The organism is Segeticoccus rhizosphaerae, assembly GCF_005222685.1.
Classification (GTDB): domain Bacteria; phylum Actinomycetota; class Actinomycetes; order Actinomycetales; family Dermatophilaceae; genus Segeticoccus; species Segeticoccus rhizosphaerae.
The window spans coordinates 1-9,717 of sequence record NZ_SWMA01000064.1 but is presented as its reverse complement, the minus strand read 5'-3'; the positions used below and the strand labels follow the sequence as shown (position 1 = coordinate 9,717).

The window sequence follows — 9,717 nt, the reverse complement described above, 5'->3', positions numbered from 1 at the left end:
GTGAGCACGCCGCCATCGACAGCGGCGAGTAGGGCACCGAGGACCCCCTCAAAGCCCACCACCCCGCGGGGCTCTGTCGCTGGCAGGCCAGCGAAACGGCGCAGGCGAGCAGCAATGCAGTCGGACGCCGCTGGGCCGAACTGGTCGGCGAGGAGCGCTACGCGGTGTTCGAGGAGGTACTCCGAGCCATTGTGGCGGTCCGCCCCCTGTAGTCCCGTCGCCCGACCACCGCGGTAGGCGACCGCTGCCGAGGGCCAGACTGCTCGTGTCGGCCGGGCGCCAACTTCAGCTATACCAGTGCTGCTGCGCTGCGTGCAGTGGTGTAGAGCGAGACGGCCACCAGGAGCAGGGCGAATGCGACGTGCCGCTGTTGAGAGCGATGGCGAGCCGATGGGCTCGGCGGAGCATCAGCACCGCGACAAACAGGATCAGGGCGGCAAAGGCGAGCAGGAGCAGGTGCGGGGGAACCAAGCTGGACAGGGTCGAGCCGACGCAGGACCCGGCGATGCCGAGGACGCCGAAGGCCAATCCCTGGCCTACGCGCACCCGGGCCGCCCGTGCGTGCGGCACCAGTGCGATGAGCGAGGGGCTCCCGACGATGAGCAGGGAGCTGGTCGTGGCCGTGTGCGGGTCCTGTCCCGATCAGCCACATGCGGTCATCGGCCCAGGAGCCGACCGAGCAGACTTCGGCCGGGCTCCTTGGGGTGGCCCGGGCAACGATCGGCGGCGGCAACACCGCGCAGCACTTGATCGACGTGCTGGCCGCATCCGGCCCAGGTCGTCTTGCCGCAGGTGCGGCAGGTGATGGCACGACACATGGGTTTCTCCTCCTGGAGGGTGTTGGGATTTCTCTGGGTCAGGGTGGGCGAACGGCGGAGGTCAGCCGTCAGCTGGCGGTGTGCTCGTCGTTGCGCCCCACGTCCAGCACGGTCACCGGCCGGTGGTGGCGCACCTGCGCGAGGTCGGCGAACGGGGCGCGCGGATGGCTGGCCCGTGGCTCATCGGTCCAGTCCCGCGGCGAGCCGAAGGCCGCTCCCTGCAACTGGTCAATGCCGATGCGCACCAGCTCCCCTTGAGCCTCGGCCACCCGCTCGGGCGAGGCGCCCAGCGGCGTGACCGGCGTGCCCCATGGGATCAACCAGCCCAGGTAAGTGGCGAACTCTCCGTCCACCCCGATGTTGAACGACCCCCGGACGTGCCCATCGGCGAACGCGATGCGAGTGCGCAGGTCCACGACCCACTCTCCCTGCCCGAGCCGCCCGGGCGAACGACAACTCATCAGCCCGGTTCACGCGGTATGCCGCACCGGTCACCTCCGCGAGCGCCAACCCCCCGGTCAGGTAGTCGTTGTGGATGTGCGTCTCGAACACATGCAAGATCCGCACCCCGGTGCGGGCAGCGGCATCCAGGACCCGGTCGATGTCCCGCTGCGGGTCGACCTCGACGGCGACCTCTCCGTCGTGCGCCAAATAGCTGCGGTCACCCAACGTGGGTGTCTCGATGGTGATGATCTCGGGGGTGCTCATGGTCCTCCAACCTCAGGACAGATACCCCATGGGGTATCTGTGTCAATGCCAACAGTACGGGCTTGGTCTCCATTCCTCCACTCACATCGAGGCGCAAGGACATACCCCGGGGCGTATGATGAGTTTGCGATTCCCGATCACCGAGTCATGAGGAGGTCCCGATGTCCTACGCCCTGTCGACCACGCTGGACGCGCCGCACGAGAAAGTCCTGGCACAGACCCGGGTGGCACTGGCCGAGCAGGGCTTCGGCGTGCTGACGGAAATCGACGTGGCGGCCACCTTGAAGACCAGGCTCGATGTCGACGTGCCGCCTCAGGTGATCCTCGGCGCCTGCCGACCGGCGCTGGCGCATCAGGCGCTGGAGGCTGACCCGTCGGTCGGCGTGCTGCTCCCGTGCAACGTCGTGGTCCGCTCCCTGGGCGCGCAGCAAACCGTCGTGGAGGCACTCAACCCGGGCGTGATGATGCAGGTCACGGACAACCCCTCTCTCGGAGCAGTGGCCGAGGAGGCGCACCAGCGGCTCGATGCTGCGCTGGCCTCGCTACAGCCGCAGGAGTAACACCATGGTCACGCTCAACACGGACGACATGAAACCGGTCCTCAATCGCCTCCGCCGCGCCCAAGGTCAACTCGGCGGCGTCATCCGCCTGATCGAGGAAGGCCGCGACTGCAAGGACGTCGTCACCCAGCTTGCCGCGGTCAACCGTGCCCTCGACCGCGCGGGGTTTGCCATCGTGTCCTCCGGAATGCGCCAATGCCTCAGTGCTCCGGAGGGCGTCAACGCGGAGGACCAGCAAACCATGGAGAAGCTCTTTCTCACACTGTCTTAAGGAGAGACAATGCCGAAGCCCGACAACGACCCGTCGTCGATTGTGCAGGCCTACCACGAGGCTTGGACGAGCGGCGACGTCGACCTGGCTCTGACCTACGTCTCCGACGCACTGCGCTGCTTCGCGCCCGACGAGAATGTGACCACGAAGGACGACTGGCGACGTTACCTCACCGGCTTTGTGCCGATGCTGACCGGTGCCCCCGAGCACGCCCGGATGGTGGACGCGAACCGTGTCGCCCTTTGGTACTTTCCGCAGACGGCCATCACGGCGACGACCCATGCCAGCGAACTCTTCACTGTCGAGGAAGGCCACATCGTCGAGATCCGGCTCGTGTTCGACCGGATGAGTTATGTCCCGCGGGAGCAACAGGATTGAAGGCGCGACCCGCTACCTGTGTCACCTTGCCGTAGCAAGCCCCCGCAGGGGGATGGTCACTTGGACGATGCGGCAGGGTGTCGCCAACACCGCGTTGTCGGGACGCCAGTGCCGCGCCCGCAGCGAGAGTGGCGGCGGCGGTGATCAGTGCGCTGTCGAGGGTGGCGGTGGCGTCGGCGAGTAGCCCCGTCAGGGCAGGGCTCGCGGCTTGACCGCAGCCAAATAGCACGGTGGCAAGGGTGATCCCGAGAGTCCACGCGGGCTCCGGGAGCACGGCACGGATGAGTTGGGTGACGGCGGTGATGACGGCCAGGAACGTGGCCCCGAACACGACGGCGGAGGCGAGCATGCCGACCGCGTTGGGAGCAAGGACCGGTAGCACGGCGCCGAGGGCAGTGATGGCCAGCAGCAGGGCTACCGGTGCACCGGCGTGGGTGCGCTCGATCAGCGGCTGCCAGAGCCACCCGGAGCCGGTCGCGGCAAGTCCCAAGACCGCCCAGAAGATGGTGATCGCCAACGGCCCCGCGCCGGTGCCGCGGTAGGCCGCGACGATGAAGCTCATGTAGGGCACGTAGCCGAGGCCGAACAGCGCGAATGCGGCCAGCACCCACCGCAGTGTCCGCGCATGCCGACAGGCGGAGAACCCCGTGGCGACCACGCTGGGTTCAGCGACGGCGCGGAGGTCGCGGGTCGCTCTGACGACCGCTGGCAGGTAGGTCAGGGCGACCGCGCCCATGATGAGCCAGCCCAGCTGCCACCCGCGAGGGTGGGAGAGCACCAGCGGGGCCAGCAACGCCGAGACCACGATGCCGGGGCCGACGCCGGCGAAGTACGCCCCGAGCACCAAGCCGGGGGCTCGGCTGGCGCGGGCCAGGTGAGCGGCGAAGGCGGCACCGGCGACGAACAGCACCGCGCCCGCGGCACCGCCGATCGCGCGCAGCGCCAGCAACATCGGGTACTCGCTGGTCACCCCCGAGGCCAGCAGGGTGAGGGTGACGACAGTGAACGCGACCAGGTACGCGCGGCGTTCCCCGGCGCGAGGCAGCACTGCGACCGCGGCCACGGTCCCGGCCAGGTAGCCGATTCCCAGGGCGGTGTTCATCACCCCCGCCTGGATGTAGGACCAGCCCAGGTCGGTGCGCATGCCGGGCAGCAACAGCCCGTAGCCGAACCGGGACAGGCTGAGCACACCGGCTCCGAGGCTGAGCATCACGGCACGGGTGACCAGCCGCGGCTGTGACCCTCGCCGCACCACCCCGGCCGGCGGGTCAGCCGGCATGCGGCCGGGCCGAGGAATGACCGACAGCCACAGCGCCGTCGAAGTCTGCCGCCGCGACCAGCGCCCCGGGCACCGCACCGGTCGCGCCGGCGAGCACGAGGGTGCCGTTCACGAGGCTGCGCCCACCTGATCCCGGCCCGCCGGACCGCGGCCCGCGGCGAGGTCCAGCCGGTAGGTCTGCCCGACCAGGTCGACGCCGAAACTGTGGTGCGCCTCCTCGCTGACCAGTACGAATCCGCGCTGCAGATACACGTGCCGAGCCGCGGTCAACGGGTCGTTGGTCCACAACACCATCCGCCGGTAGCCGGCCTCCCGGGCGAAGGACATGCAGGTGTCCACCAAGCGCCCGCCCAGCCCTTGCCCGCGCCCGTCGGGGTGGACCAACAAGATCCGCAGCTTGGCCGTCGCAGGCTCTGCCACGTCGGCGTGGGCGTCCACGCAGAACACACACCCCACCGGGTGGCCGTCGAGCTCGGCGATCCAGGCGCCTTCCCGGGCCGGGTCGGCCGTGGCGGCGTAGTCGGCCACAATTCGGGCCACCAACGCCTCGAAACTCGTATCCCAACCGAACTCGGCGGCGTACACCTGCCCGTGCGCCATGACCACCCACCCCAAGTCGCCGGGCCGGCCCAAGCGGCGGATCACCGCCCGTCCTTCCTCACCATCGTCGACCATGCGGCACCTCCTCAGGGACTGAAACGATCGTTTCAGTCCTTGGTACGGTAGCTCGCATGAGCCAGGAAAGTCCACCCCCCTCCGCGCGCCGATCCGAGCTGCTCGAGCTGGCCTACCGGTACGTGTGCGAGCACGGCATGGCCGAGTTGTCCCTGCGCCCCCTGGCGGCCGCCATCGGCTCCAGCCCCCGGGTACTGCTGTACCTGTTCGACAGCAAGGCTGGACTCATCCGAGCCCTGCTGGCTCGTGCGCGCGCCGACGAACTGGCCCTACTGGACCGCATGCGCCACGCCGCCACCCAGCGAGAAGCCGACCTGCCCACGGTCGCGGTTGCGGTGTGGGAGTGGCTGGCCGACCCCGACCACCGGGGACTGCTCACGCTCTGGGTCGAGGGATACGCCCGATCCCTGACCGACCCCGACGGGCCTTGGCGCGGCTTCGCCTCAGCCACTGTGCAGGACTGGCTCACCCTGCTTACAGCCACGCAACCCACGCAACAGCGCGACAGCACCGCCGGACGGGCCCAAGCCACAGCCGTCCTCGCGATCCTGCGTGGCGGGCTACTCGACCTGCTCGCCACCGGCGACACCGACCGCACCACCACCGCCGTCGCCGACTACCTGCGCCAACTCAACGAACACCCCACGGACGTCGCCAGGCCCGTTACCCGTTGACGCCATACGCGCTAGGGTCTTGAGCGGGGTCGGCTGCCTCCTGCTGCCGGCTCCGATGAAGACGGAAGGACAGTTAAGACGGAAACGGCCTCGGCCTTCCTGCTCCTCCTTTAGCCTTCGGCCATGTCGTCCCGGCCGGTCTCGCCAAGAGCTTCCGGGGACTCCGCCAACAGCGTGTCGTCCGCCGTCCTCACCGGGGCCGCGATGGGCTTGGGCGCTCTCGTGACCGGCCTGATCCTCTGGAGCCCGTACCTGGTCTTCGGGTATCGCAGCCCGTCGATCCACCTGGTCCTGGACACCGTGGATGCGTGCGTGGCTCTGCTGGTGGCCTACCTCGTTCACGGTCGGTTCGTCCGGGGTGGCAGGTCTCAAGACTTGCTTCTCACGCAGGGTCTTGTGCTCTTGGCGGTCGCTGGTTTCGGTCTGACCTATGCCGTGCAGGCGCTGAGCGGCACACAGGTGGAACGGTTGACGTGTGGCTCCCGCTCACCGTACGAGTCGTCGGTGCGCTCCTCATCGGGGCCGCGGCACTGCAGGACTTCGAGCGGCAGGTGAAGCCTGCGTGGCGCCGGTGGGCGGTCGTCGGGCCCGCCGCGGTGGTGGCGAGCGCCTTCCTCGCCTTCTTCGCCGCACGGTCCAAGCTTCCGGTGGCCCTGGACGGAACGTACTTTCCCATGTCAGCGCAACATCCGGTCTTGTCGGGACATCCCCTACTCCTGGTCGCTCAGGGCGTCTCCGGGTTCTGCTTCCTTTTCGCCTCGATCGCCTTCACGCTGAAGTCGCTGCGCCATGGCGACCAGCTCCTGCGCTGGCTCGGTCCGGCCTGTGCGCTGGCCGCCTTCTCCCGTGTCAACTACATGCTGTTCCCCTCCCTCTACACGGACTGGCTGTATGCCGGGGACGTCCTGCGGACGGGTTGTTACCTGGTGCTCCTCGTGGGGGCGGGGCGTGAGCTGGGGCAGTATTGGACCGCCCGAGCGACGGCGGCCGTCCTCGAGGACCGGCGGCGACTTGCGCGAGAACTGCACGACGGTGTCATTCAGGAACTCGTGTACATCCGCGCCGAAAGCCACTCCATCCCGTCGAGTGTCTGTGCCAGGGAGCGCATCATCAGCGCCTCCGACCGCGCTCTGGATGAGTCGCGGGCAGCGGTGCAGGCGCTGGGCCGCTCGAGCGAGGAGCCGTTGGGCTTCGTGCTCCACCGAGCCGCACGGGAGTTGGCGGAGCGGTTCCAGGTGGACCTTGAGGTGGACCTCGACGACTCGATCCAGGTCCCCGAGGAACAGCAGCACGCCCTGATGCGGATCACCCGGGAGGCGGTCTCCAACGCGGTGCGTCACGGCGAAGCCCGGCGGGTGTGTGTGCAGCTGGGTCGAACGAGCAAGCAGCGGTCCCTGGTGATCCAGGACGACGGAAGGGGTTTCGACGTGGCGATGGCCTTCGAGAGCGGAACCGGCTATGGGCTGGTCAGCATGCGCGAGCGTGCCCGTGGACTGCCCGGTTCGTTCGACCTGACCGCGGAGCGCGGCGCCGGGAGCCGGATGACGGTGACGTGGTGACCGACTCTCCGACCCGCGTCGTCATCGCGGACGACCACGTGCGTGTGCGCGCCCTGATCCGGGAGGCGCTGGAGGCCGGCGGGTGCGAGGTCAGCGCCGAGTGCGCGACCGCCGAGGAGGCGGTGCAGGCCGTGCTGGAGCGCCGACCGGATGTGGCCCTGCTCGACATACACATGCCGGGCAACGGAATCCGCGCGGCACAGCAGATCAGCCAGGCCCTGCCTCAAACCGCCATCGTCATGCTGACGCAGTCCCGCGAGGACGAGGACCTCTTCGACTCTCTGCGGGCCGGGGCCTCTGGATACCTCCTGAAGGACAGTGACCCGGCGCAATTGCCCACCGCCCTGCGGGCGGTGCTCGCCGGGGAGGCGGCCATGCCGGCGAGCCTCGTGACGCGGATCCTGCAGGAGTTCCGCGCGCCCACCCGTCCGCGGTTCAGGCGGAAGACCGCCGCTGCCACCAAGTTGACCCCGCGGGAGTGGGAGGTGATGGAGATGTTGGGCCAGGGGCACTCCACCGAGGAGGTGGCGAGCCGGCTCTTCGTGTCACCGACGACCGTGCGCGTCCACGTCTCGGCGGTCCTTCGCAAGCTCAGGGTGAAGGACCGCGAGAGCGCTTTCAAGTTGCTCAGGGACGAATAGCCTGATGACCCGCGTTGGCCATGGCGACCAGCGCCACCCCCAGCGCAGCGGCCTCGTCCAACGTGTACTCGCTCGAGCCCACCACCACGTAGGGCCCGTCCTTCGCCCCCGACCGCGGGTCCACCGACAGGCACAGCCGCGCGAGCACGCCATCGGCGAGTGCGACGGGCTCACCCATGTGCACCCAGTCGTCCTCGCCGAGGTGCATTCCGTGGGCGGTGACACACCAACGAGGGCACGTCTCCCTGGCTGCCCCAGGGTGGCCGCCCATGGCGCGACGACGGACCGAGTCGGACATCGTCAACTCCGTTCTCCCGAGCAGTCTGCGCTTGAGCGGCCACCGGCCCCGCACGGGGCTTCCGCCCGCGGCGGGCCGAAGCGTGCCGTCTCGCCAGGAAGCATCGGACTGGCAATCAAGAGAGGGGCCCCGGTGGTCGATCCGGGGGCCCTCGTCCAGTTCGGTCCCTACTTCAGCATGAAGTTCGCGCTGACCTGGGAGTCGTCCTGTGTGGTCATCGTGACGTTCCAGCAGGTGCCCGGCTTCTTCGGCGTCGCCCAGTTCTGGATGAACTGGCCGGCCGTGGAGTCGTAGCGGAGCGAGGTCCCACCGGCGGTCGTGATCTCGATCGCATCGGTGGGCGCCGAGCTGCCAGGGCAGGCGACCTGCTTCTGGATGAAGCTCTTGACCGCTGAGGTGGCGGTGAGCTCACTGCCTGCGAAGGCCTCGAACTTCAGGGGAACGGTGCTGCCGCCCTTGACGGTGTTCCACACACCGTTCATGTCGACCGGGGCATAGAAGCCGTTGAGGTTCCACGCGAGCACCGTGTAGACCAAGGTCGCGGTCTGCGTGTTGCCGGCGTTGTCGGTCGCGGTGGCCGTGTAGCTGTGGGACCCCAACCCGGTGCCGCCTCCGGTGACCACGCAGCTCGCGACATCGGACAGGGCGTCGGAGGCCTCACAGGCCGGGGCTGCCGGGTCGCTGCCGAAGTAGTAGCTCTCGCCGGGGCCACCGCTCAGGCTGACACTCGGAGCCGTCTTGTCGATGTTGATCCCCGACACGGTGTCGGTCGCCGTGTTGCCGGCCCAGTCGGTCGCCGTGCCCGTGACGGACTGCCCGCTGCCCTCTCCCAGGGTCGCGTCAACCTCGCAGCTCTGGACACCCGAGCCGGCGTCGTCACAGGTGAACGCCACCGTCACATCCTGCTTGTACCAGCCCTGCGCGTTGGGGCCGGTGGGAGAAAGGGAATGGCTGATGCTCGGGTTGCCGGTGTCGACGACCCTGTAGCTCACACTCGCCGTGTCGGCGGCGAGGCCGCCCAAGTCGGTGTAGTCGCAGGTGGCCGTCTGGCTGCCGAGACCGTGCGAGAGGGTGCCGGAGACGGTGGCCGCCGCGGTGCTGTCGCCGTCCTCGGCGTCGCTGATGGCGCAGGTCGCGGCCGGCACGTGGCCGATCTCGTAGCTGACTCCGTCGCTGACGCCCTGGACGGTGACGGATGGCTTGGTGTTGACGGGGGCCGGCTGGGTGATGGTGATCGGGATGTCGACCTGGTTGACGTAGGTCCCGCCGCCGGCCGGGCCGGACAGGACCGTGACTGTCACATGACCGCTCTGCGCGGAGCTGGAGGCCGTGAAGGTGATGGGGAACTCCGTGCCGCAGCTGGTGATGGACATCGGGTCGGGGTTCGCGGTGACGCCGGCCGGGGCCACGATGTCCAGCTTCAGCGGGTTCTCGCCGGGGTCGATGTTGCAGCCCTGGTCGGGGTCGCCCGCGGCGTTGTTGCCGATGAGCCGGATCGCGGCGCTGCCGCTGGTTCCCGAGCCGGCGACGAGCGTCACGCCTGTGCCGGTGTCGGTGATGGTGTCCTGAAGGGTGTCGGCGTGAGCGATCCCCCCGAGGACCAACATCGCTGAAGCGGTCAGGGCGGTTGCCGTCGTCGCCCGACCCGCCCACTTCCTCGTTCGCATCATGTTCTTGCCTTCCGCTGTTCGTCGTGCCGGACCCCTGCGGTCCAGCCGCAACGCCGACGCTATGGGCGGTAACCGAACCGCACAGCGGCTTTGGCGCTCAAACCCCTAACCTCGCCGTTTCATGGTTCGGGGGTTGACACGGGCCTGTAATGCACGGAAGTGCCTGTCCGGCACGGGAAACTTGGG

At 68.8% G+C, this 9,717-nt stretch carries 13 protein-coding genes and 1 pseudogene; 6 read left to right on the top strand and 8 right to left on the bottom strand.

What is annotated here, in order from left to right; genetic code table 11:
* Window positions 1–285: 285 nt before the first annotated feature.
* From FCN22_RS20945 to FCN22_RS22000, 3 genes and pseudogenes are all read right to left on the bottom strand, one after another.
* A pseudogene (locus tag FCN22_RS20945) lies at window positions 286–621 on the bottom strand (TSUP family transporter); the annotation flags it as partial.
* A gap of 35 nt (window positions 622–656) precedes the next feature.
* Window positions 657–818, bottom strand: coding sequence for a DUF8730 family Cys-rich protein (locus FCN22_RS23035; protein ID WP_512700755.1), 162 nt, complete (start codon window positions 816–818; stop codon window positions 657–659).
* Window positions 819–886: 68 nt separating this feature from the next.
* The gene (locus FCN22_RS22000) at window positions 887–1,234 is read right to left on the bottom strand and encodes a rhodanese-like domain-containing protein (protein WP_202911727.1); all 348 of its coding nucleotides are present in this window, start codon (window positions 1,232–1,234) and stop codon (window positions 887–889) included.
* Window positions 1,235–1,687: 453 nt separating this feature from the next.
* On the opposite strand from FCN22_RS22000, the gene FCN22_RS20935 reads away from it, so the two are divergent.
* Genes FCN22_RS20935 through FCN22_RS20925 form a run of 3 tightly spaced genes read left to right on the top strand, consistent with a single transcriptional unit; the run spans window position 1,688 to window position 2,735 of the window.
* Complete coding sequence (locus FCN22_RS20935) at window positions 1,688–2,086, top strand: DUF302 domain-containing protein (RefSeq protein WP_137123504.1); 399 nt, start codon at window positions 1,688–1,690, stop codon at window positions 2,084–2,086.
* Window positions 2,087–2,090: 4 nt separating this feature from the next.
* Window positions 2,091–2,357: a metal-sensitive transcriptional regulator gene (locus FCN22_RS20930; RefSeq protein ID WP_137123503.1), complete on the top strand. Its 267-nt coding sequence runs from the start codon at window positions 2,091–2,093 to the stop codon at window positions 2,355–2,357.
* Between the two features lie 9 nt (window positions 2,358–2,366).
* A complete protein-coding gene (locus tag FCN22_RS20925; RefSeq protein WP_137123502.1) occupies window positions 2,367–2,735 on the top strand; it encodes a nuclear transport factor 2 family protein in 369 nt (122 codons plus the stop codon).
* Here FCN22_RS20925 and FCN22_RS20920 read toward each other — a convergent pair.
* The 3 genes from FCN22_RS20920 to FCN22_RS20915 are packed head-to-tail and all read right to left on the bottom strand — an operon-like array spanning window position 2,653 to window position 4,689.
* On the bottom strand, window positions 2,653–4,014 hold the full coding sequence (locus FCN22_RS20920) for a YbfB/YjiJ family MFS transporter (RefSeq protein ID WP_137123501.1): 1,362 nt from the start codon (window positions 4,012–4,014) through the stop codon (window positions 2,653–2,655). The genes FCN22_RS20925 and FCN22_RS20920 overlap by 83 nt on opposite strands.
* Window positions 4,004–4,126, bottom strand: a complete 123-nt coding sequence (locus FCN22_RS22615) for a hypothetical protein (protein WP_274381659.1) — start codon at window positions 4,124–4,126, stop codon at window positions 4,004–4,006. The genes FCN22_RS20920 and FCN22_RS22615 overlap by 11 nt, the downstream gene beginning before the upstream one ends.
* Window positions 4,123–4,689, bottom strand: a complete 567-nt coding sequence (locus tag FCN22_RS20915) for a GNAT family N-acetyltransferase (protein WP_137123500.1) — start codon at window positions 4,687–4,689, stop codon at window positions 4,123–4,125. Before FCN22_RS20915 ends, FCN22_RS22615 begins: the two co-directional genes overlap by 4 nt.
* A 56-nt stretch (window positions 4,690–4,745) precedes the next feature.
* Here FCN22_RS20915 and FCN22_RS20910 point away from each other — a divergent pair, with 56 nt between their 5' ends.
* From FCN22_RS20910 to FCN22_RS20900, 3 genes are all read left to right on the top strand, one after another.
* Window positions 4,746–5,363 (top strand): TetR family transcriptional regulator, encoded by a 618-nt coding sequence (locus FCN22_RS20910; RefSeq protein WP_137123499.1) that lies wholly within the window; start codon window positions 4,746–4,748, stop codon window positions 5,361–5,363.
* Between the two features lie 473 nt (window positions 5,364–5,836).
* Window positions 5,837–6,922 carry a sensor histidine kinase gene (locus FCN22_RS20905; protein ID WP_137123498.1) on the top strand — a complete coding sequence of 362 codons (1,086 nt, stop codon included), beginning with the start codon at window positions 5,837–5,839 and terminating at the stop codon, window positions 6,920–6,922.
* On the top strand, window positions 6,919–7,563 hold the full coding sequence (locus tag FCN22_RS20900; protein WP_238384889.1) for a response regulator: 645 nt from the start codon (window positions 6,919–6,921) through the stop codon (window positions 7,561–7,563). The genes FCN22_RS20905 and FCN22_RS20900 overlap by 4 nt, the downstream gene beginning before the upstream one ends.
* Here the strand turns inward: FCN22_RS20900 and FCN22_RS20895 are convergent.
* Window positions 7,550–7,861: a DUF6907 domain-containing protein gene (locus FCN22_RS20895; RefSeq protein WP_137123496.1), complete on the bottom strand. Its 312-nt coding sequence runs from the start codon at window positions 7,859–7,861 to the stop codon at window positions 7,550–7,552. The two genes, FCN22_RS20900 and FCN22_RS20895, sit on opposite strands and share 14 nt — an antisense overlap.
* Before the next feature lie 167 nt (window positions 7,862–8,028).
* Entirely contained in the window at window positions 8,029–9,531 is a 1,503-nt protein-coding gene (locus FCN22_RS20890; protein ID WP_137123495.1) for a PxKF domain-containing protein, read from the bottom strand.
* Window positions 9,532–9,717 lie beyond the last annotated feature (186 nt).